18 protein-coding genes and 1 pseudogene are annotated in these 20652 nt (G+C 58.9%); 11 read left to right on the top strand and 8 right to left on the bottom strand.

Annotated elements, in window-relative coordinates; all coding sequences use genetic code 11:
• Positions 1-16: 16 nt before the first annotated feature.
• Together WDN46_21610 and hpxZ are read left to right on the top strand one after the other, a co-directional pair.
• The gene (locus tag WDN46_21610; GenBank protein MEJ0095907.1) at positions 17-1237 is read left to right on the top strand and encodes an amidase; all 1221 of its coding nucleotides are present in this window, start codon (positions 17-19) and stop codon (positions 1235-1237) included.
• A pseudogene (gene hpxZ, locus WDN46_21605) lies at positions 1234-1612 on the top strand (oxalurate catabolism protein HpxZ). Before WDN46_21610 ends, hpxZ begins: the two are co-directional and overlap by 4 nt.
• Here the strand turns inward: hpxZ and WDN46_21600 are convergent.
• Entirely contained in the window at positions 1609-2778 is a 1170-nt protein-coding gene (locus WDN46_21600; GenBank protein ID MEJ0095906.1) for a DUF1116 domain-containing protein, read from the bottom strand. The pseudogene hpxZ and the gene WDN46_21600 sit on opposite strands and share 4 nt — an antisense overlap.
• A 101-nt stretch (positions 2779-2879) precedes the next feature.
• Here WDN46_21600 and WDN46_21595 point away from each other — a divergent pair, with 101 nt between their 5' ends.
• Positions 2880-3188 carry a Rieske 2Fe-2S domain-containing protein gene (locus WDN46_21595; GenBank protein MEJ0095905.1) on the top strand — a complete coding sequence of 103 codons (309 nt, stop codon included), beginning with the start codon at positions 2880-2882 and terminating at the stop codon, positions 3186-3188.
• Here WDN46_21595 and WDN46_21590 read toward each other — a convergent pair.
• Complete coding sequence (locus WDN46_21590; protein MEJ0095904.1) at positions 3181-3735, bottom strand: MarR family winged helix-turn-helix transcriptional regulator; 555 nt, start codon at positions 3733-3735, stop codon at positions 3181-3183. The genes WDN46_21595 and WDN46_21590 overlap by 8 nt on opposite strands.
• A 352-nt stretch (positions 3736-4087) precedes the next feature.
• Between WDN46_21590 and WDN46_21585 the strand changes: the two genes are divergently transcribed.
• From WDN46_21585 to WDN46_21575, 3 genes are read left to right on the top strand one after another with little or no spacing between them, the layout of a single operon-like run.
• On the top strand, positions 4088-4837 hold the full coding sequence (locus tag WDN46_21585) for a GntR family transcriptional regulator (protein MEJ0095903.1): 750 nt from the start codon (positions 4088-4090) through the stop codon (positions 4835-4837).
• 30 nt (positions 4838-4867) lie between these two features.
• Positions 4868-5911 carry an aromatic ring-hydroxylating dioxygenase subunit alpha gene (locus WDN46_21580; GenBank protein ID MEJ0095902.1) on the top strand — a complete coding sequence of 348 codons (1044 nt, stop codon included), beginning with the start codon at positions 4868-4870 and terminating at the stop codon, positions 5909-5911.
• Positions 5898-6869, top strand: coding sequence for a PDR/VanB family oxidoreductase (locus tag WDN46_21575; protein ID MEJ0095901.1), 972 nt, complete (start codon positions 5898-5900; stop codon positions 6867-6869). Before WDN46_21580 ends, WDN46_21575 begins: the two co-directional genes overlap by 14 nt.
• 147 nt (positions 6870-7016) lie before the next feature.
• On the opposite strand, the gene WDN46_21570 is transcribed toward WDN46_21575, so the two are convergent.
• Positions 7017-9302, bottom strand: a complete 2286-nt coding sequence (locus tag WDN46_21570) for a polysaccharide biosynthesis tyrosine autokinase (protein ID MEJ0095900.1) — start codon at positions 9300-9302, stop codon at positions 7017-7019.
• A gap of 1637 nt (positions 9303-10939) precedes the next feature.
• Between WDN46_21570 and WDN46_21565 the strand changes: the two genes are divergently transcribed.
• Positions 10940-11515, top strand: coding sequence for an NADPH-dependent FMN reductase (locus tag WDN46_21565; GenBank protein ID MEJ0095899.1), 576 nt, complete (start codon positions 10940-10942; stop codon positions 11513-11515).
• Here WDN46_21565 and WDN46_21560 read toward each other — a convergent pair.
• The 3 genes from WDN46_21560 to WDN46_21550 all read right to left on the bottom strand — a co-directional run bounded on the left by WDN46_21560 (position 11509) and on the right by WDN46_21550 (position 13516).
• A complete protein-coding gene (locus WDN46_21560) occupies positions 11509-12243 on the bottom strand; it encodes an HAD hydrolase-like protein (protein MEJ0095898.1) in 735 nt (244 codons plus the stop codon). The two genes, WDN46_21565 and WDN46_21560, sit on opposite strands and share 7 nt — an antisense overlap.
• 202 nt (positions 12244-12445) lie before the next feature.
• Positions 12446-12763, bottom strand: coding sequence for a hypothetical protein (locus tag WDN46_21555; GenBank protein ID MEJ0095897.1), 318 nt, complete (start codon positions 12761-12763; stop codon positions 12446-12448).
• 483 nt (positions 12764-13246) lie between these two features.
• A complete protein-coding gene (locus WDN46_21550) occupies positions 13247-13516 on the bottom strand; it encodes a hypothetical protein (protein ID MEJ0095896.1) in 270 nt (89 codons plus the stop codon).
• Positions 13517-13729: 213 nt separating this feature from the next.
• Here WDN46_21550 and WDN46_21545 point away from each other — a divergent pair, with 213 nt between their 5' ends.
• Entirely contained in the window at positions 13730-13954 is a 225-nt protein-coding gene (locus WDN46_21545) for a hypothetical protein (protein ID MEJ0095895.1), read from the top strand.
• A 96-nt stretch (positions 13955-14050) separates the two neighbouring features.
• On the opposite strand, the gene WDN46_21540 is transcribed toward WDN46_21545, so the two are convergent.
• On the bottom strand, positions 14051-14275 hold the full coding sequence (locus tag WDN46_21540; protein MEJ0095894.1) for a hypothetical protein: 225 nt from the start codon (positions 14273-14275) through the stop codon (positions 14051-14053).
• A gap of 1058 nt (positions 14276-15333) precedes the next feature.
• On the opposite strand from WDN46_21540, the gene WDN46_21535 reads away from it, so the two are divergent.
• Positions 15334-16167 carry a universal stress protein gene (locus tag WDN46_21535; GenBank protein MEJ0095893.1) on the top strand — a complete coding sequence of 278 codons (834 nt, stop codon included), beginning with the start codon at positions 15334-15336 and terminating at the stop codon, positions 16165-16167.
• Between the two features lie 37 nt (positions 16168-16204).
• Here the strand turns inward: WDN46_21535 and WDN46_21530 are convergent, their stop codons facing one another.
• Positions 16205-18460, bottom strand: coding sequence for a TonB-dependent siderophore receptor (locus tag WDN46_21530; protein ID MEJ0095892.1), 2256 nt, complete (start codon positions 18458-18460; stop codon positions 16205-16207).
• 189 nt (positions 18461-18649) lie between these two features.
• On the opposite strand from WDN46_21530, the gene WDN46_21525 reads away from it, so the two are divergent.
• The gene (locus WDN46_21525; protein MEJ0095891.1) at positions 18650-19891 is read left to right on the top strand and encodes a PepSY-associated TM helix domain-containing protein; all 1242 of its coding nucleotides are present in this window, start codon (positions 18650-18652) and stop codon (positions 19889-19891) included.
• Positions 19888-20568 carry a Fe2+-dependent dioxygenase gene (locus WDN46_21520; GenBank protein MEJ0095890.1) on the top strand — a complete coding sequence of 227 codons (681 nt, stop codon included), beginning with the start codon at positions 19888-19890 and terminating at the stop codon, positions 20566-20568. The genes WDN46_21525 and WDN46_21520 overlap by 4 nt, the downstream gene beginning before the upstream one ends.
• The last annotated feature ends 84 nt before the right edge of the window (positions 20569-20652 follow it).

Genomic DNA, 20652 nt, shown 5'->3' with positions numbered 1-20652 from the left:
GGACGCGATGTCTCCAATGTCTCCAAACCTGTCGGATAAAACGACCCCGCAGGGGGGCCATGATCGTTTCGGCGCCTTCATGCCGATTGACGTCGAAGCCCTGCCGCGACAAGCCTCGGAGGGACCGCTCTGCGGGCTTGGGTGTGCAGTCAAAGACCTGTTCGATATTGCCGGTTTGGTCACGACGGCAGGGCAGCCGCAATGGGCCGCGGACCATCCGATTCCAGAACGGAGCGCGACCGCCGTCGAGCGCGTTCTCGCCGCCGGCGCCAAGCTTGTCGGCAAGACCGTAACCGACGAACTCGCCTGGAGTTTGAATGGAGAGAACGCGCATTACGGCGCGCCCATCAATCCAAACGCGCCAGGCAGGATAACGGGCGGCTCGTCCGCCGGCTCCGCCGCCGCCGTCGCAGGAAATCTCGCGGATTTCGCACTCGGGACCGACACAGGCGGTTCGGTGCGTCTCCCCGCAAGTTTCTGCGGGATCTGGGGCATGCGGCCTACCCACGGACGCATATCGGTCGAGGGGGTCGTACCCCTCGCGCCAAGCTTTGACGCCGTCGGGTGGTTCGCCTCCGACGCCGTGACCTTGCGCGACGTTGGAATGGTCCTTTTGAACGGCGTGCGAAACGCCGCGGTCCCCCCGCGCCGCATGTTCATTGCAACTGACGCATTCGCGAATGCGGGAGCACAGGTCGAGGAGGCCCTCAAAGCATCGCTTGATTTTCTTCGCGCCCGGTTTTCCTTTGTCGAAGTGGTCGCAATCGGCCCGGACAGCTTAGATGCTTGGCGCACCTGCTTTACGATCTTGCAGGCAGGGGAGGCCTGGGCGGCGCACGGAGCCTGGATCATCAAAGCCCAGCCAGATTTGGGCGTGGGCGTTCGCGAACGCTTCCAAGCTGCGTCGCGGATCGACGCCGCAACGCTTGCATCCGCCGCAGCCGTCCGGCGTTTAATCCGCGAGCGAATGGATTATCTTCTGGGCGATGACGCCTTTCTCGTATTGCCGACTGCGCCTGGCATCGCGCCTTTGCGGGGCGAAAGAGAAAAGGAAAGAGAAGAGTTCCGCAGGCGCGCCCTCAACGGGCTCTGTCCGGCCGGTCTTGCCGGCCTGCCGCAGATCGCGATGCCGCTCGGCGAAATGCAGGGGTGTCCGCTTGGGCTCTCGATCATCGCGCCGCGTTTTCAGGACGAGCGCCTGTTGACGTTCGCGATGACGCTTGAGGGTTTATCATGAGCGCCGAGATCAACCGCGCCGATATCGTCCGCGAAGTCTCAGAAGCGTTTGCGCGCTACGAGGCGGCGCTGGTCTCAAATGACGTCGCAGTGCTCGACGAACTCTTCTGGAACAGCCCGCACGCCATCCGCTATGGCGTGACCGAAAACCTCTATGGCTACGACGAGATCGCCGCCTTTCGCGCGGGGAGACCGGCTGTCGGACTGGCGCGCGATCTGGCGCACCTCGATCATCACCTTCGGGACGGAGTTTGCCGTGGCGAATACGCTTTTCACCCGTAAGGACGGGAGTCGCGTCGGTCGGCAAAGTCAGGCCTGGGCAAGACTGGAGGCCGGCTGGCGCATCGTCGCGGCCCATGTGTCGCTGACCGGCTAGGGCGCGCTCACGGATCCGTCGAGGTCGGGCCAAGGCGCGAGGCCTTGACCGATCAGGCCCTTTTCGCCGCTGGCGTCGAGCATTCCGAGAATGATTCCGCGCGCTGTCCAAGGTCGCGCGAGATCCAGGCCGAGCCGGAGCGCCGGCCCGAATGAGGGGTGCGCCGCCAGGAAGGGCTGAGATGCGCGGTCGTCAAAAAACGCTTCAGAGCAATGGCCTCTCAAGGCGCTGGTGAGATCGGGAGAAGCCCGAACGGCGGCCGCGCCGAAACCGCAGGCGTCGATGACGACGCTATCGCCAATCGCCGGCAGCGCAGGGGCGGTTTCGCATCCCGGCCGACGCGGCCCGCGGGGCGCCTCCGCTGGCGTCGTAATCCACGCGTCGGGAGATCCCGCCACGCTCCAACCGAGCCGCACTCCATTTGCGCCCGCTCGCGTCACCATGCGGCTTCCGGGGATTCCTTCTCCCGCGCCGATCATCATGGCGCAGGCGCTCATCAATGCGTTGAGCACAAAATGCGATGCGCCTGCGACATGATCGCGTGCATCGCCCACGAGTCGAGGGATCAAACAATTCGCCAGAGCGCGGTTTGCGGCGCCGACCCGGCCATGCAGATCGTCGCCGCCCGCGAGACCCGTTTGCATAATCGGCAGCAGAGGAATCGGTCGAGCGAGCGCAGCGTCAAGGGCTGAGCCGATCGACGCCAGCCGCCGCAGCCGTTCGAGCCGACCTTCGCTTTCGTCGCCGAACCGCAGCGCGCCGGGCATCGTTCCATCATTCACGGGCGAGAAGCGCGGGCTTGCAACGCCATTGCGATCTTCGACGCGCAGCACCGGGATTTGCGGCGAGACGACGAAAGCCAGCGGCGTGACGACGCCAAAGTCCTGCGCGGGCCGCAAAATGATGCGGCCGGAGAGGATCATGTCGATGGCTTCCTGTCTCGAGTCGGCCCATTCCTCAAAGAGCGCAGCGGCAACTGCGGAATTGAGCATGGAGGCTGGTAGTTCCTCAGGACCCGCGTAAGGCGGCCCTGCATGGAGCAGCAGCATGCCGGAACTTGCCGGCAGGAGGGCGCCCAATGGTCCGCAGGCGCTCAGCAGCGGCTCCGTAGCGAGCAGGCGCAGAACGGACAGCCAAGTCGGGTCGGTGGACGCAATCGAGTTCATCAGTATACTATCTATTGTGATAAAACATTCCTGTGAAGCCGCAATCTGCCCCCGCTTTGTCAGAGTCGTCAGTCTGAGCGATCTGCCTGACGGAAAAAATCTTGCGCGTCGAGGTGGAAGGGCATGGCGTCGTTCTGGCGCGGACCGGATCCGAGGTCCATGCCTGCGAGGGCCTCTGCCCGCATGAGAAGGCCGACCTCTCGTCCGGGCGGGTCGATAGCGGGCGGCTTGTTTGCCCGCGCCACTTGGCTTCATTCAGTCTGCGCGAAGGCTCCGTCTCCGCAGGATGGAAGGTTGAGGCTCTCCGCCTCTACCCGGTTCGCATCGTCGACGGGGAGATCGCGATTGATGCCGAAGCCGTCGGTCGTAGTCCGCCGGGCGGTGCCAAGATGGTGTGGGATTTCACTTGATCCGGCTGATCGGCGAACGGCTGAGTTCATTGTTGGCCCGAACAAGCTGCCGCATTTGATCGACGAATCGCTCGCGCTGATCCGCCGGCAGCGCTTCGATTGTGCGTTCATGGGCTCGCGCGGCTCCCGCCTCGACCTGCGCAAGCAGCCTCCTTCCGGCTTCGGTGAGAGCGGCAATTTTCGTGCGCCTGTCCTTCGGAGCCACGCGCCGCTTCACAAATTTGCGCCGTTCGAGCCGAGCGATCACATCGGCGATGTTTGTCCTGTCTAGACCTACCGCGCGCGACAAGGCGACTTGTTCGGATGGTCCCATCTGCTCCAGCGCCGTCAGCACGCTGTACTGGACCGGCGTAATGTTTTCGCTCGCGCATTCTTCCGTGAAAAGGGCGACGTGGATTTGGTGAAGGCGGCGAATGAGGAAGCCTGGCCTCTCCTGCAGTCCGCGAAGGCGCCAGTCGTCGGCGGACGAGCCCGTCTCGCCGGAGTCGTCTGGAACAAGTTTTTCATGGACTCTTGATGGCGCAATCGCCGTCATCTTATTCGTCATGGGCGTTACCGATCGCTGCGGCCGACTAGCCGACCGAGGCTTGAAAAGACGGCTCGAAAGACTAGTCCGACTCGTCGATCCGCTTCGCGACCTAGATCGTCAGACGCCTGTCGGCGCCTCGATCGACCGCCTGTGCTGAGTTTCTGCCTACCACGCGCCCGCCGCGCGCGGAAGGAGCAGAATCAACGTCGCGGCCTCGTCAGTCGGTCTCGTTTTAAGGGATTGCTGCTGTCCGAAACCTACAGATTGCGCTTGACCCCACGTTGCAATTCAGATGAATTCACAGCCGTCTCCATTTTAGGATTCCTTTTGGGATCCCAATTATATTGCTCCAAGTGCGGCCCTCTCGATCATGACTGACCACATTGAACAGCTGAACATTGCGGGATTAGCCGCGGCGCTCGCGCCGGGCGGCGAGCGGAGCACATTGGCGAAGGAAGTCTATGAGCGGCTAAAGCTCGATATTTTCGAATTCCGCATGCCGCCGGGCCAGCGCTATTCTGAGCACGAACTCGCGGCCATGCTTCAAGTCTCCCGAACGCCGCTGCGCCTTGCCTTGCATGTCCTCGCCCATGAGGGATTTCTACAGCACGTCAACGGCCACTCCGGCTGGCAGGTCCGTCCTCTGGATCTCAGCTACTACGAGGACCTCTATGATTTCCGCATTGAAATCGAGGCGGTGGCCATCCGACGCCTCTGTGCGAAAAGCGCCAAAATTGACCTGTCTCAACTGATCGCTTTCTGGTGCGCGCCGGCGTCGGAGCAGTCGAGAGATGGCGAGGCGGCGGCGCGCGAGGACGAAGTCTTCCACCGCACGCTTGTCGGCCTCGCCGGCAATGCCGAGATGCTGCGCTGCTATGATCGGCTCGCCGACCGGATTCGCATAATCCGCCGCCTTGATTTTGTCAGCCCCGCGCGGATCGTCGCGACATATGAAGAGCATGGCGCGATTCTGCGCGCCCTTGAGGCGCGCCGGGGAGAGGACGCAGAGCGACTCGTCCGCGCGCATATCGAGACGTCGCGCGTCGAGATTCGCCGGATCACATTCCATCAAATGGCGCTCGCGACCTCAGCCGCCGAGGCTGCGGTCCAGGGGAAATGATCGCGATCCATCGGTCAAGGAGATGAGGCCATGAATTACGTCAAGCCAACCATACCAGCCATTGATGGCTGCCAGGACAGCGTGCTTCTCAACGACTGGCACGTCGTTGGCTTCTCCGAGGATGTAATGCCCGGCGCTCTCGTGCTGGTGACTCTGCTTGAGCGCGATCTGGTCGCATGGCGCGACGCAAACGGCGCGCTCCATGTGTGGGAGGACCTTTGCATCCACCGCGGCGCGCGATTGTCTAAGGGGTCAATTCAGAACGACCGTGTTATTTGTCCTTATCACGGCTGGAATTACGATGGCGCAGGACAATGCGTGCTGATACCGGCCGCCCCCACTGAGCCGCCGATGAAAAAGGCGAAAGCCCTCGTGCATCACGTGCAGGAGCGTTATGGCTTTATCTGGGTTTGCATCGGCGTCCCGGCGCGCGGCGTCCCTGCATTCCCAGAATGGGATGATCAGAGCTACAAGAAGGTCTCTTGCGGGCCCTATAAATTCAGATCAGGCTATCGGGCCGTCGAGAATTTCATTGATCCCAGCCACTTTCCATTTGTCCATGCCGGGGTTAACGGCGTTCTGGATTCGCCAGACCCGATCACTGCTTACGAGGTGCAGGAGAGCGAGGATGGCCTGGCGTCGACCGAAGTGCGCGTGACCCAACCTTACGGGGACCCCCGCGAAGTGCCGGTGATCGCCTTTTACGCCTACAAATGCCTTCGCCCGCTCGTCGCCTATTTCAAAAAGCGCGTCATTATCGCCGATCCCGCCCGCCAATCGGAAGGCAGCGAGAATGATCGGTTCTGCACCTTTCTGACGGCCCAGCTCGTCGATGAGGTGACGAGCATCGTGCGCATCAGTTGCGCGATGAATTTTTCGCCGTCGCCTTCGGACGCCGACGTGCGTCGTCGACAGGATTTAGTTTATGCCCAGGATAGCGCCATCGTCGACACGCAACGTCCTGAGCGCATTCCAGTCGATCTGCGTCAGGAGCTGCACCACCGCAGCGATCTCATGGGCCAGAAATATCGAAGCTGGCTGAAGACGCAAGGCGTGACCTATGGCACGCATTGAAGCTGGTCGCGCGGACGAAAGGATCCTCGTTCGCTTGATGGGCGTCACCTATGGCGCGGCTGATGCGCTGCTCTTTGAGCTGGAGAGGCCCGACGGCAGTCCGCTTCCCGGCGCAAAACCGGGCGCGCACATCGATTTACATCTGCCGATAGGACTAATCCGGCAATATTCGCTGCTTACGCCGCTCGCTACGGCGACCAGCTACGTCATCGCCGTCAAGCGCGAAGCCGACGGCCGCGGCGGCTCCCAGTGGCTTCACGACCAGGCGCGCGTTGGGATGACCTTCACCATCAGCGCTCCGCGCAACGCCTTTCCGTTGAACGAGCGCGCAGCTGCAACTCTGCTGTTGGCCGGCGGCATCGGCATCACGCCGATCTACGCAATGTTCGAGCGGCTGTGCGACCTGGGGCGAGAGGTAAGGCTGATTTACTGGTGCCGTTCCGAAAGTCATGCCTTGTTCCATAAGCAACTCAGCGGCCGGCCGGGCGTGACGCTGCATTATCGAGACGAACCAGGGCGGAAAAGCAGGCCGTCCATCGCCGACGCCCTAAGCTCGGCCTCCCTTGAGACTGAGATTTATTGTTGCGGACCGGATCGGATGGTCGCCGAACTTGAGGCGAACGTCGGCAGCTTGCCGCCGGCTCTGATCCACGTCGAGCGCTTCAAAGGGAACGCCGGCGAACCGTCTGCTGGCGCGTTCACCGTCAAGCTGGCGCGCTCAGGCATCGAGCTCAGCGTGCAGAGCGGCGAGACCATTCTGAACACGCTAATCGCGGCCGGCATCGATGCGCCCTATTCCTGCGAGCAGGGCATTTGCGGGGCTTGCGAGACAATAGTGAAGGCGGGCAGGCCGCTGCACCAGGACGCGGTGCGAAGCCCCGAGGAGCATGACCGGCGCCAGACGATGATGATCTGTTGCTCAGGCAGCCGGTCTGAAACGTTGGTCCTCGATCTTTAAAGCTCTGTCCAGCGGACTGCGCAGAAAGACGATTCGAGAGCGTTCACGCTGCACGCTACGCGCCCCCGCTGGAATCGACGGCGGAAGCGGCAACAGCCCAGCGGAGCGGCGCCTTGTTCGGCAAGGGCGTCGCTTTGAGGCCGCGTCCTATTCGACATATCCGTATTTGGAATAATACTTCCGGTAATAATGATTGCCGTGATAGCGCTCGTATCGACTCTGGGCCGCAGTATCAACCTTGTTGAGGACGACGCCGAGCATGCGATCATATATCCCTTGAGCTTCGGACAACCCGCGCTCTATCACGTCGACCTTCGTCTTTCCCCATTCGATCACATAGACATAAGTATCAATGATATGACCCGTCGCGCGAACGTCAACGATTGGAGCCACGGGCGACAGGTCGACAATGATGTAGTCATATTTGACCCGAAGGGAATCGATGAGATTTTTCATCGCGGCCGATGCGAGGATCTCGTTCGTATGAGGCAACTTCGCCGTCGCGCCCGCCGCCAAAAAGTTCAATCTGGTGGAGGGAAGGGTGGTGACGGCCGCATCGAGCGAAATATTGCCTATCACGACATCGATCAGGCCCGGCGCATCTGAGGCGAGCCAACGCGATAGGGAGGGACTGCGCAGATCGGCGTCAACAAGGATCACATTGCCGCCGGCGTCAGCAATAAGATGCGCGAGATTGGCCGAGAGCGTAGATTTGCCCTCGTTCGGCAGAGTTGACGTAATGCCGATAACCTTGTGCGATTTCAGCGCGCCGTTGAGATCGGCGGCGATCTTGACCGAACGAATGGCCTCGGCGTAACGCGAGAAGGGTGAATCAACTACAAAACGCAGAAAATCAACGTCTGTCGGCGCCATTTTACCTTCGGCGTCGGCGGCTTTGGCCTCGCCTCGGCTCGAAGCGATTTTGAGCGCGGGGGCCATAGCCAAACAATTTACATTCAGGGTGCTCTCGACTTGATCGCTGGTGCGCAGAACGCCATCGGACACTTCCCGCAGATAGGCGATCGCAAAACTCAATATCCCGCCGCCAGCCAACGCCAGCAGCAAAGTGAGAGCTCCTTTGGGCGAGCTTTTCTTCAAGGGGGGATTAGCCGGGCTGATCATGCGGGTTTCGCTGATCGGAACCGTGTCCTGCTGCTGCACCGCTTCCATATAACGCTGCAGGAAGGTGTCATAGAGCGTACGCGCTGCATCCGCGTTGGCCGTGAGCTCCCTCAATTGCGCCCGGGCAGGACCAATGGCTTGCGATTCGGTGACGGCGTTGGCCAGGCTATTTTTGAGGCTTTGTTCGCGCGCGCGGGCGATTTCGTAGTCGCTCTTATAGCTTTCCGCTATCTTGCGCATTTCATCGCTGATGCTGTGTTTGACCTCCTGCATTTGCGTGCGCAAATTAACCGTCGCCAAATGGTTGACGCCATATTTTTGTGCGAAAATCGCTTCGCGTTGAGCGAGATCCAGATATTGCTGCCGCAATTTGACGATTACTTCATTCTTCAGAGCGTCCGCCAATGAGGCGTCCGCAACATCTTGCGACATCACGGTGGTGATGCGGTCAAGGCGCGCTTTTGCTTCCGCGGTCGCCGCGCTGGCGAGGATCAACTGGCTACTGACCTCGGAAAGCTGCTGATCGTTGATCATTCTGGCGGCGTTTGCCGGGCCATTCGCAATGGGGCCAGTATCGACCAGATTGTTTTGCTGCTTGAAATCAATGACGGCGCGCTCGGCCGCCGACGCTTGCGCCCGCAATTCCTTGATGCGTTCGAGCAACCAATTGCCTGCGCGCCGGGCGGCCTGATATTTGGCGTCGAGTTGATCTTCTATGAAGGACTCGACCAGCGTGTTGACGATCCGGGCGGACTTTTCTGCGTTCAGCGACGTGAACCCGAGATCGATGACATAAGTCAGGCCCTCGCGACTGACCGTGAGCCCCCCTTGAAAGGCGGCTAACGCGATTTGCTCGCGTTCGGATTCAGACATTGGCCTTGAAGTCGCCGAAGGGAACAGAAAGCTAAAAAGACCTTTCGTTGGCCCGTTGGCAGGAGGGACGAACTCGGGATCATCAATCAAATGAAGCTTTCGAATGACCGATAGAGCTACATTTTCCGACTTCAACACCTCAACTTGAGTTTGAACCGTCGATGCGTCGATCTGGACGTCGCCTAGCACCGACTGCTGCTGCTGCAGTATTTGAACTTTACGGGTATCGATGACCATCGACCCGGTCGCCGTGAATTTGGGCGGGGTTATGAACAGATAAAGTGCGGCGAGAGCCAGACAACAAAATATAATTACCGATACGATCGGAAGTTGCCGTCTGATAATTCTGGCTGAATTATTAAGCACATCAAGGAACGGAGCCACGTTTTTTTGAGAATCGTGGTTGGAAATGGAAGCCCGTTTGTTGATCTGCAGCATTTTGGTCAACTCACTTAACGGCTTGATCGGATAAATAATGTCCGATATCACATTTACGATTCTAGCATCAAGACACCCAAGCTTTTATCTCGATTGAGATGTGCGATTTAGCACTTAAGCGCTTAAGCTTGCCGCAGCCTGGCCGCGTATGATCAATGTATATTGCATATTGCTTTTGTCGGCAGGACGAAGAGCGCTATTGCCCCCAATCCTTCCCTAAGAATTTCGTTGAAGCCGGAGCGGAGCTAATACGCATGAACACATGTTGAAGAACGGTTTGATGCGCAGTCGAAGTACATAACAGTTCTATGGAATAATTATCAGAAACACATGCGTTCAGAGATAACTCCAAAGAATCTGATTTATTTAATGCCAATTCATGTGACTGGCATTTATTTATTAGGGCAAACTCAAATTAAATAATTTATTTACATCCAATATACTAAAGCAGTGCGCTACCCGCTCGGGTCGGCGGCGATAAATCTCAGCAAAAGCGCATCGGAGATGCAATGTCTCCGAGACAAATTCAAGCATCAAGAAGAATTGAATCCTTCTTGATGCTTGAATCGCTCAATTCAATACCGAGCTGAAACAGGCGATCCGCAGACCCATGTCTGTTCGAGGCGGGGGCCGTCGGGCGTATATACCGGATGAATTTCGTAGCATTCAGCCGGCGGCCGACGATAGACAAATCCGTAAGGGTAGGGGATGCCCCAGAAAGGCATTCCGTCAACCGTTCCAAGTGAGTTGGCATTGCCTGCGCCTGGTAAAGCGACAGCGCCCAAGCACAGTCCCACTACGGCTAGAATAAGCTTGTTGGAGAACATGTCCTGATTACCGCATCTTGAATGAGAACATATAACTCATCGCATAATTCATGCCGTCGAGCAAGCAAATTGGCCGAGTTGCAGCGCTCGAATGTCCAGGAAATAGGCTATGGGGACCATGCGCGTCGGTTGAGCAATGCGCCTAAAAATAGCGCCGTCGCGGCTAAGCCCGTTGCCTATCGATCTCTAGCAGAGCGGCGCCGCACTTGAAGATCTTTCCGTCTCGCCATCTGGGCGAGAAGCGAGCGGGCCTCGGCGACGCATCGCAAAAATTCCTACGTCTCTGAAAACGTAAGATTATTGAGCCGGAGACGGCCTTTCTTGAAGGGGCGCTGGCGTTGCGATGTCCCCATGTTGCTCGGATTGGCGCCGGAATTGCTTTGGTTAGCTAGGTCCAATGACAGGCCCCCGACTTTAGTAACGCCGCAGTCATCCTGCGTCCTTCGGGTCGTATGCGATGCGCGGCGTTTTTTTGTGGGGATGTGGCAGACGGCGCCGAGGATGGCATTCAAACCCTGGCCTCCCTCCATACCGCGCAGCCGCCGCGCCGGACGCGTTGGAACCCAAGGCGTGATTGAGGCGGCGATAAAAGCTGGCTTCAGTGATGTCGGCGCAATCGGCCTCAGAGCTCGTTCCAATGCGGCTCATGCATTCCGGAATTGAAGCGAATGCGGGTGGCTCGTCTCGTCATTGCTTGACGCTTGAAGGCGGATGCGAAACTCTGCCTTTATTCGGATTCGGCGTCTTGCGAGTCGACGGAACGGATACCGCGCTATCTAATCGGCGAGCGCCATTCGCCATGAGGACTCAATGCCGCTGAACATCGCCATTCTCTACGGATCCGTCAGAACGGCGCGTCAGGGCATCAAAGCCGCGCGCTTTATTGAAACGCAGATTACCGCCCGCGGCCATGTGGCGACTTTGATCGACCCGATGGTCTATCAATTGCCTTTGCTCGACCGCATGTACAAGGAGTATGGCGACGACGCGCCGTCCAATTTAAAGGAGCTCGCGGGAATCTACCGAAAAGCCGACGCCTTTGTAATTGTCAGCGGCGAATATAACAACGGCATCCCTCCCGCCTTGAAAAACCTGCTCGATCACTTTCTGGAGGAGTATTTTTGGCGTCCATCCGCGATTCTTTGCTATTCGGCTGGCCCCTACGGCGGCGTCCGGGCGGCGATGCAATTGCGGATGACGCTGAGCGAGCTTGGAATGCCAAGCATCCCAAGCATCCTGCCGGCGCCCAACGTCGGCAATGCGTTTGATGATGAGGGGCATGCTCGAGACCCGGCGTTTGCGCCGCGGGCGGCGCGTTTTCTCGGAGAGCTCGAATGGTATGCGCGCGCCCTCGGCGCGGAGCGCGCCAAAGGCACGCCCTATTGAGCCGCCTCCGCTCGGAGGCCTGGATTGAATGAATTGCTTTTGTTGGAATTACCTATGTGAGCCGCTCCCTCATTAAGCGCGCCGTCCCGCCAATGTTTGTCGCAGGTGGAGAGCCTCTCCGCGATTTCCTTCATCTCGCCGAACAACATTGTGGGGCGTTGGCGCTCTAAAAATTCGGCCGTGGCGTAGCCCCAGGTAACTGCGCCGGAGGCCAATCCCGCGCCAGACGCAGCTTCGATGTCGCGAGCCTCATCGCCAATGCAGATAACTTCCGAGTTGGCGGCTCTTGTCTGCCTGAGCACGCGTCGAAATTTGGACTTCTTGCCGAAGACCGAAGCGCCGCATTCGTAACAGCCAATGAGGGCAGCGCAGTCGCCGCCAAGAATCCGACGCACATTATCCTCGGAGTTGGAACTGACCAGGGCGACCGCGATGCCGCGTTCAACCAGAGACCGAAGCATGGCCTCCGTTCCCTCAAAGAGGGGGATGAAGGGCGTTTCCTCAGCCATTTGACGGCGCATATCTTTGACGATGAACGGCAGCTTCCAAGCGCGAATGCCCAGATACCGCAGCACCGCACGAGTGTCCTGGCCTCTTAGCATCGCGATCTCTTCATCGCTCACGCTGCGAAAGCCGTAGCGAGCGGCCAGCCGATTCAGCGCGCGGGCCGCCCACTCGCCACTGTCGGCCAAGGTGCCGTCAAAATCAAAAATGACGAGCCTGTACATCTTGCGCCTCCGTTGCCAAGCATAGTGGGAGCGGCCGCGTTACGTCGTGGTTACGCCGCATGGCAAGTTTGTTATGATTGTAACAACACCCGCGAGCCCTGAGCGGCAAGCGCTTTAGCGCCAGACGCCGTCCGAGGTGTTTTTAGACTGCGAGGGCGCGCCGCGCGTCAAAGGCGAGCGCTATGGGGCTGAGCCGCGAGAATCAGCGTCGATCATGAGATCCGGCGGCGATCTCGTCCCGCAAAAGGTGCCCAGCCATGGCTTGGACAACTGCTCTGAAGGGTCCGTGATCGCGTTCTTCGCGGAGGTCTGCGGCATAAGCTTCGAGCCAATCCGACACCGCATTAGCGCCCTGGAAATGGTTGGGCGCGAGATCGTCTATGATTACGAGCGAAGGCATCAGGTGAGGGGTCACGGCTGCCGTGTCGCCCTTGTTCCATGCATCTATTGCTTGCCGGACCCGCGCTATGGCATCGTCCTTGTCGGACGCCAGCGCAGGGCTGATTGCGGTGATTATCATGCAAAGTAAAACGAAAACGACGCGCAACATATCAGTCTCCGAAAATGGCCGCGGAACAGCTCGCACATAGCTGACGAACGGTGCGGCCGTTGCCCAGTCGAAAGGCGCTTGGCCGAGGCGCAATCGCGCCGGCCTACTCAGCGATACGCCGATCCTCCTAAACGGGAGCCGCCGGCCCAGAGAGCGGCGGGGGCAGCCAACATCAAAAGCTACCGGATCACGATCGTTGGGCCTTGGACCAAGGGAATTAGTCGATCTGCTCCAAGGGGGTGGCGAAACGGCCGGCTCCCGCGCGGAATGGGGTCCCGCGTCTTTTTGACCGATGAGCCAGGATGCTGCCGGCCAAAATTGTCTATGGAGAGAATCTACGCGCCGCTTGTTACGCGGCGATTTCATCGCGGAGGAAACTTGTTGCGGACGTAGCCCGCACGGTCATGATGACGCCGCGCTCGGCGGAGATGACGCGGGGCGTCGCCACGCGCGCTAGCGGCAGTTGCTGCAGATGCTATTGTCTATGCGTTTGTCTTCGTCGGCGATGTCCCGATCGAGAGGGGTCTCCGCCGAGCCCTGGGGAACGCCCGGATGAGGCACTGTTGCGCCTGTGGCGGTCAGGTAGTCCTGGTTCAACAAAGCTGCGTTTGGATCGGCAGGCGGGGTTGCGGAGTCTTCGCCGGCCGTCTGAGCGTATGCGGATGCGCCCGAAATGACGGCAAATGCGAACAAAGCCGCTGAAATGCGTTTAACCACTGCCATCCCCTCCAGTTGATCAGTCCGAAAGCAACTAAACCTTTTGGCCAGGGTAGACAATGGGGGACGACTTTAGCGTGATCAAGTAGCGTCGCATGCGGTTTTGTGACGCCCTTCCGCCGGGTCGGCCTTGCGTCCATGCGTTACCATTGCCCGGCTTCAGCCCCATTTCGCGCTTAACAAAGTAAACGTTCGGTAATGGGGCGGCGGGGGAGTCAGATGGCGATACAAACCTGGGTAGTAGAGATATATGATGACCTCGAAGCGACGCCGAAATCGAGATTTGGCCCTCTTGATTTCATCAGCGCGACCAAGGCCGTCGAAGAAACTCTGAAGGAAAGAACGGGGGATACTATCAAAGTAAGAGCTCCCCTAAACGCCAAGGACGAAGAATTGAAAGCGCTCCGGGACCTCGGCGCGCTTATAATTTTGCCTCCTGAGTGATGCGAGAATCCGACCCTTGCGGCCGTGAGTTCAAGGGATGCCGGGCGGCGACTTGAGAAACGAAAACGCCGCGACGGAGAACGGGCCGCGCCGGTCTTAAGCCGGACGAAGGCGGACTGAGTTAGCCGCAACATGTTCCCGATATCTATCGACGACGAGAGCAACGGTCCCGCCGGACAGTAGCGTCTCGCGGGCTTCAACAGCGGCGTCGATTTTTTCGCGAAGCATTAGACCGAACTCGTCCCCCGCATCGCTGCCGCCACTCGCCAGCTTAATGAGGCGCAGGCCAATCACGCCATTCGATTCGATCGCAAGCATCATAACTGTGTGCCAGGGGAAAAACATGGGCGCTGCCTCTCAACAGCGTCATGCTGCAGATTTGAAATGTACAGTTCTCGGTAAAGTTCCAGTTGCCGCGGACACAACTGATTCGAGCGGTCGGGATGCCAGCGATCAGTCCGAGGGGAAGTATTCCGCTTATTGTTGCGCCTGCGCCACCGTCCCGACCACCTCGCGTTTTAATGCGGGCATACGTCGGCGACCCGACAAACAGGAAGCGTTTATTGTGCTATGATACATTTGAGTTTTTGACGAACCGGCCAAAGACTCTATCAAGGCGTAATAAGAACCAGGCTCGAAAGCCTGGTCCAAGTCAGAAGAAATCGGAATCGTGCCGTCAGGTAGCCTGATCGGGGAATCCTCTGCTAACTACGACCGCGCAACGGTCCCCACCAGCGCAGTCATAGTCTCAGTTACGGCCACGGTCCCCACTGTGGCTGTAGCCCGCAGTGAGGCCTCACTGCGGTGAGGATTACGTTACCATAATTGTCAATCGTCACAAGTGTCGCAGCTTCCTTCGGTCGGAGGAGGAGCCTCGGATTTCGTGGTTGGGCTTTAGCGCCGGCATTTGGCCGGACGGGGCGCGGCTTAATCCTCTATCGTCGATCTTGACGATGGAACGATTTCCCTCTTACCAGCATCGCTTTCCGCCGTGGCCTCCGATGGGGCCCGCAGCCCATCTATGTGTGCAACCACGATGATGCCAATGGCGGCCATGACCTGACCGATGGCCGCCGAACCCATGTCTCTGGGTTGATGCCTGCGATGACGAAAGCATCGTCAGGCAAAATAGCGCGGCCAAAAATGTAATAAGGAATTTACGCATCAATCCTCCCGTTTTCGTTTTTTAACTACGAGACCATGCTGCGCAATCTGAAGGGCGCAATCAAGAGCTTTGCAAAGCGCCGTTTGGCTGTGCGGTGGGCTTTCCCTTCGCGTCCGGCGCGGCAGAGCGCGCTCGAATCTCGGCGTCATCTGATGCGTCGCGTCGAAAAACAGCGCATGATCGCGATGTGATTACTCCATGCGGAGGCTCGCTGATGAAAGCCATCCTGATCCCGGTCGAGGAGCATGCGCTGATGGACGCGGTCATGGAAACCGCCTTGCTTCTGGCCAGGGAGTTCAACAGCTATGTGGAGGGGGCGGCGATTGGCCCGGACATCGCCGAATTTGTAGCCGCCGATTTCGCTTTGAGCGGAGTTATCCTCGACGATCGAACCCGCCGCGATGTGCTCGACCATAGCCGCCGGGCATTGGAGGCGTTCATGATCGCTCACGGCGTTAGGCGCCATCGAGAGGATGCGGAATCCCCGTCGTTCGGTTGGACGGGGGAAGCGCTCGTGTCAGATAATGGAATCGGCGAATATGGCCGCGTCTTCGATGTCACGGTAGTCGGACGACCGGGATCAGGCCCGCGCCAGCCGCGCAAGTCGACGCTTGAAGCAGCATTGTTCGAAAGCGGCAGGCCAGTCTTGATCGCGCCGCTAAATCCGCCCCAAACGCTTGGCGCGCGCATCGTTATCGCCTGGAACGGAACCACGGATACGGCGCGAACCATAGCTTTCGCCATGCCGCTGCTGGTCCGCGCGGAGGACGTCATTATCTTGACGGTTCCAGGACCGCGGTTGCCGGGCCCGAGCGACGAACAAGTGGCGAAGAGTTTACGGCGCCATGGCGCGCCCGCCCGGGTTGGTCTCGTCGGCCCGACGTCAAACTCTCCCGCAGCCGCGCTGCTTGATGCCGCGGCGACGCTCGGAGCCGATCTCCTCATCAAGGGCGGATATACGCGAAGCCGGTTGCGCCAACTCATCTTTGGCAAGGTGACGAGCGAGATATTGGCCGACGCCAATCTCCCGGTGTTCATGGCCCATTGAGGCCGCATCGGCAACGCGCCAAAGCGGCCTCGAAGCGCTAGAACGTAATCTTGGCGGTCACGATGGCGGATCTGCCGGGGCCTGGCGTCGCGGCGCCAAAGCCTGAAATCGTTTCGAAATTCTTCGTATCGGCGAGATTGATGATATTCGCCTGCAACAAGAAATGCTCGTCGACTCGATAGTATCCGAGCAAATCGAAGCGCCAGTAACCTGGGACGCGGCCAAGATCGGTCGAATTTGTATAGCGCGAACTAACGTAAAAGGCGCTGCCGCCGACGGTCAACGCAGGCGTGATTGCATAAGTGTTAGTCAGCGCGAAGGTGTTGTTCGGCACGTTCTGCAGCTGATTGCCAGGCGTGCTGACGAAAATGCCGGCGTTGTTCGCGCTGGCGAGCACCTTGCCGACCATATAAGTGTAACCGCCGAAGACGCTCCAGGCTTCCGTAACCTTGCCGGCGATCCCGATTTCCGCTCCTCGCACGCGCGTCTGACCGACTTCCGCAAAGAGCCCCTCCGCCGCGTTGATGGTCTCAATGGCGTTGTTCTGAGTGACCTGGAACAAGGCGCTGGTCAGGCTGAGACGACTTTCGAGAAGATCAATCTTACCGCCCAATTCATAATTCTTGTTGGTCGTCGGTTGGAGATCCTGCTGGCCGCCGGTGAGGGTCAGGAACTCGCTCGAGGGATCAAAGGACGTGCCATAGGTGAAATAGACGCTGGCGTTTGGAACCGGATGGAACACGCCGCCGGCGCGCCAGCTGAGGAAATTGGTGTTGCTGGTGGTGTTAAAGGGCGTCGCCGCATTGATCTGAGATACAAACACCTTCTCGCCGGTCGGCACGTTTCCGAAGGATTGCCAGACTTTGAAGAGATCGTAACGCAAGCCGGCGAGGACTTCGAAATACTGATTCAGCTTGATTTGGTCGTTCGCGTAAACGCCGATGGTGCGGCCAAGATCGCCCTGATCGCTGCTGATGGGATTGAGCATTCCCGGATTTTGCGGGAAAGGATTGGGGAAGGCGATATTGACGCGATCGGCGTTGATGATGTTGGTTCGATATTGATCGCGAGTCTCTTGCGAGAGCTCCATCCCCGCCAGCAGAGTATGTTGCAGGAAGCCGGTGTCGAAATGACCGACGAGATCGGTCTGGTTGGTCAGAAGAGAATTCTGCGTGTGATTTTGGAAGTTCTCGGCGCTTTGATAGAAGAGGTTGGTCAGCGGGAACCCAAGTAGTTGAGCGTTCGTAAGCGGAACGCCGCCCACGGCTTGTCCGAACGGCGTTCCATTGTTGGTTTGAACATCGCGGACCCGCACGAAACGATCAATATACGAAAAACGCGTAACGTTGCTGACGTTCCAATTGGCATTGAACTCGTGATCGATCCTCGCCGTTATGATATGCGCCTCAACGTTTTCCTGATCGGAGAAACCTGAATTGACCCTGCCGTAAAACGTATCCTTGTTTACTGGCGCGGGTAGGCCGAAGGTGGTGCCGGTAAAGGCGCCCGGCAATAATGGAATGCCGTAATCGGGTATGTTCTGATCTTTTTGATAGATATAGCTGAGCGTGACCTTCGTGTCGGGCGTCATGTTCATGGCGATCGAAGGAGCGATGCCCGCGCGCTTCGTGTTGGCGAAATCCCGGCCGGCGACGTCGGTATCGTTGCCAAGCAGAACGATGCGAGCCGCCGTATCGCCGAATGTCCTGTTGATGTCCGCCGTCACGCGGCCGCCCGGCGCAGTGTAGCCGGACATTTCGATGGTCGTGAAATTCGCGAAGACCGGCAATTTGCTGGTCATGTTGATGACGCCGCCGGTCGAGCCGCGTCCGAACAGGAACGAGGATGGCCCCTTCAACACTTCTATTTCCTGTATGCTGAAGGTGTCGCGCGTGTACCAACCCGGATCGCGAACCCCGTCGCGATAGAAATCATTGCGGGCCGAATAGCCGTGGATGGCGATATTGTCGCCTTGCGTGCCGCCTTCGCCGCCAAAAAAGGTGACGCCCGGGACATTGTGCAGAGCCTCGACTACTGTCGAGTCTTTCTGATCTTGGATCAGTTGCTGAGGCACCACCGTGATGCTTTGCGCCGTATCGAGGATCGGCGTCGCAATGCGCTGTAGTCCGAGCGTTCGAGGATTGTAGTCGGAGCCTTGATCCTTGCCTTGGCCTTGACTATCGACGTCGATCTGGTCGAGGGCGATAGTAGCATCGTCCGGCGCGGATGCGTCTTTCGCGGCTGCGACGTCGGCGAGCATCACCGAAGCTATGCTGACCGCCGCCCGCGCCATCGGACTTCGAGCCTTGCCTAGAATGAATCTAGAAGCACAGCGGCGCGGAGACTTGAACTCGCTGACCAATACTCCCCCCATTGATGTCTCAACCATAAAATAATTCCCCCATGCGCCTAGTTTATATTTAGTCTAAATAGTATTTAGAAGTTTCAATACTACATGACGGGCTAATTATAGGCAATCGCCTTGAATAATATTCAAATTAGAACAATTATAAACTATCTTTTGCTTGATTTCGGCATCTGGAAGCTGGTAGGGAAGCGCCGTGCTGGTTTTCTAGCGTCGGGCGATATGCGCGTTTCTCATTTCACTTTTAGCCGACGGATATGGCGTCAAATCCACCTCTGGATCGGGCTTGGCTTGGGTATTCTGCTCGTCCCGATGGGCCTTACTGGCGTCACGCTCGTTTTCGGCGGCGAACTCGACAGATTGTTTGCCCCTTCGCGCTATGCCGTAACGGGCAGCGCGGTCGAGCAGCCAGCCGGCGTCTATCTCGCCAATGCGGCGGCGGCGGCCCAAGGCTCGCGCGCGATCGCGCTGCGTTGGCCGCGGGAGACAGGCGCGCCGGTGACTATTGTGTTGCGCGGCGGCGCGGCGCCGGATCAGGCGCGCGTCGCTTATCTCGATCCGCCGACCGGCCGCGTTCTCGACGTCGCCGATCAGCGCGGCGGCTTTGTCGGCATCGCGCATTCGCTGCATGCCAATCTGCTGAGCGCGGATGTCGGCCGGCAGATCGTGGGTTGGATCGGGGTCGGCCTTCTGACGATGGTTTTGACCGGCTTATGGCTATGGTGGCGGCGCTCCGTCAGCCTGCACAAGCTGCTGCGTTGGCGGCGCGGTCCGCAGCTCAGCTTCAATCTGCATCATATGGCAGGCTTCTGGATCGCGGGCCCATTGGCGGTCATGGCTGTGACCGGCATTATTCAAAGCTTTCCGCAGCAGGCGCGCGCGGTGATCGGGTTTTTCGCCGAGGTCTCGCCGCAGCCGGCGCGTCAAGCCTCCGCCGGCGGCGGGATGCGCCAGCCGGCGCTGGATCCGCAGCGCGCTGTTGATCTAGCGTTGCAGAGCGGCGAAGGATTGCAGCCGGTTTCGCTGACGCCGCCAGCGGGGCAGGCGCGGGTCTGGCGCGTTCAAATGGCGAAGCCCGACGGCCAATCGCAGACGGCGCTCATTGACGATGCGACTTCGGCGCTGACCGTTGCGCCCGTCGCCTCCGGCGATGCCTTCACCATCTGGCTGCGCCGCATTCATGAAGGCAAAGATCACGGCCCGCTATGGCGCGCCATCGTTGTTGTCTGCGGGTTCTCGCCGACTCTGTTCTTTCTGACCGGCCTGCTGATATGGCTGCGCCGCCGCCATGGCCTCAAGACATCGGCTTTGCGGTCTCCGACGATGCGAGCAGACCCTCAAACCTTGAGGCAGTTATGATCGTTCACATACCTGATGTCCTCGACAAAGATCAGCTCGCCAAATGCCGCGAGGCGATGCAGCGAGCCGCCTGGGTCGATGGCCGCGCGACGGCCGGGCATCAATCCAAGCAGGTGAAGAACAATTTACAGTTGCCGGAGGGCGGCCCAGAACACCGCAAATTGGGCGAAATGATCGTCCGCGCCTTGCTACGCTCCCCTTTGTTTATTTCAGCGGTTCTGCCCCACACGGTCTTTCCGCCTCTATTCAATCGATATGAGATGGGAATGGGATTTGGGCTGCATGTCGACAATGCCATCCGTCAATCGTTTGATGGGGCGATCCGCATCCGAACCGATGTCTCGGCGACTTTATTCCTCAGCGATCCCGCTGAATATGATGGCGGCGAATTGACCGTCGAGGACACTTACGGTAGCCATTCGGTCAAATTGCCGGCTGGAGATCTTGTGATCTATCCGGCGGACAGTCGGCATGAGGTCGCCCCGATTACGCGGGGCGCGCGCTTGGCGTCGTTTTTTTGGATTCAGAGCCTCGTCGCAGACAAGACCCGGCGCGCCCTGCTGTTTGAGCTCGACGCCGCGATCATGCAATTGACGCGAGATGTTCCAGGAAATCCAGCGCTGGTTTCGCTGACGGCGACTTATCATAATTTGCTGAGGCAATGGGGTCAGGTCTGAATTCGCTCGCATGGGCGGACAAGGAATAGGTGAACCGGCCTTCCTGTTATATTATAACGCCTCCGACAGAACCTGCTGGCTGGG

Source organism: Methylocella sp., from assembly GCA_037200525.1.
GTDB lineage: Bacteria > Pseudomonadota > Alphaproteobacteria > Rhizobiales > Beijerinckiaceae > Methylocapsa.
This window is presented reverse-complemented; position numbering and strand designations above follow the sequence as displayed.

What these genes read in the sequence shown, in the direction of transcription:
- WDN46_21610 (MEJ0095907.1), top strand. Translation starts at nt 17, where the DNA reads ATGTCTCCAAACCTGTCGGATAAAACGACCCCGCAGGGGGGCCATGAT.
- WDN46_21600 (MEJ0095906.1), bottom strand. Translation starts at nt 2,778, where the DNA reads ATGAACTCGATTGCGTCCACCGACCCGACTTGGCTGTCCGTTCTGCGC.
- WDN46_21590 (MEJ0095904.1), bottom strand. Translation starts at nt 3,735, where the DNA reads ATGACGAATAAGATGACGGCGATTGCGCCATCAAGAGTCCATGAAAAA.
- WDN46_21585 (MEJ0095903.1), top strand. Translation starts at nt 4,088, where the DNA reads ATGACTGACCACATTGAACAGCTGAACATTGCGGGATTAGCCGCGGCG.
- WDN46_21580 (MEJ0095902.1), top strand. Translation starts at nt 4,868, where the DNA reads ATGAATTACGTCAAGCCAACCATACCAGCCATTGATGGCTGCCAGGAC.
- WDN46_21575 (MEJ0095901.1), top strand. Translation starts at nt 5,898, where the DNA reads ATGGCACGCATTGAAGCTGGTCGCGCGGACGAAAGGATCCTCGTTCGC.
- WDN46_21570 (MEJ0095900.1), bottom strand. Translation starts at nt 9,302, where the DNA reads ATGCTGCAGATCAACAAACGGGCTTCCATTTCCAACCACGATTCTCAA.
- WDN46_21565 (MEJ0095899.1), top strand. Translation starts at nt 10,940, where the DNA reads ATGCCGCTGAACATCGCCATTCTCTACGGATCCGTCAGAACGGCGCGT.
- WDN46_21560 (MEJ0095898.1), bottom strand. Translation starts at nt 12,243, where the DNA reads ATGTACAGGCTCGTCATTTTTGATTTTGACGGCACCTTGGCCGACAGT.
- WDN46_21555 (MEJ0095897.1), bottom strand. Translation starts at nt 12,763, where the DNA reads ATGATAATCACCGCAATCAGCCCTGCGCTGGCGTCCGACAAGGACGAT.
- WDN46_21550 (MEJ0095896.1), bottom strand. Translation starts at nt 13,516, where the DNA reads ATGGCAGTGGTTAAACGCATTTCAGCGGCTTTGTTCGCATTTGCCGTC.
- WDN46_21545 (MEJ0095895.1), top strand. Translation starts at nt 13,730, where the DNA reads ATGGCGATACAAACCTGGGTAGTAGAGATATATGATGACCTCGAAGCG.
- WDN46_21540 (MEJ0095894.1), bottom strand. Translation starts at nt 14,275, where the DNA reads ATGATGCTTGCGATCGAATCGAATGGCGTGATTGGCCTGCGCCTCATT.
- WDN46_21535 (MEJ0095893.1), top strand. Translation starts at nt 15,334, where the DNA reads ATGAAAGCCATCCTGATCCCGGTCGAGGAGCATGCGCTGATGGACGCG.
- WDN46_21530 (MEJ0095892.1), bottom strand. Translation starts at nt 18,460, where the DNA reads ATGGCGCGGGCGGCGGTCAGCATAGCTTCGGTGATGCTCGCCGACGTC.
- WDN46_21520 (MEJ0095890.1), top strand. Translation starts at nt 19,888, where the DNA reads ATGATCGTTCACATACCTGATGTCCTCGACAAAGATCAGCTCGCCAAA.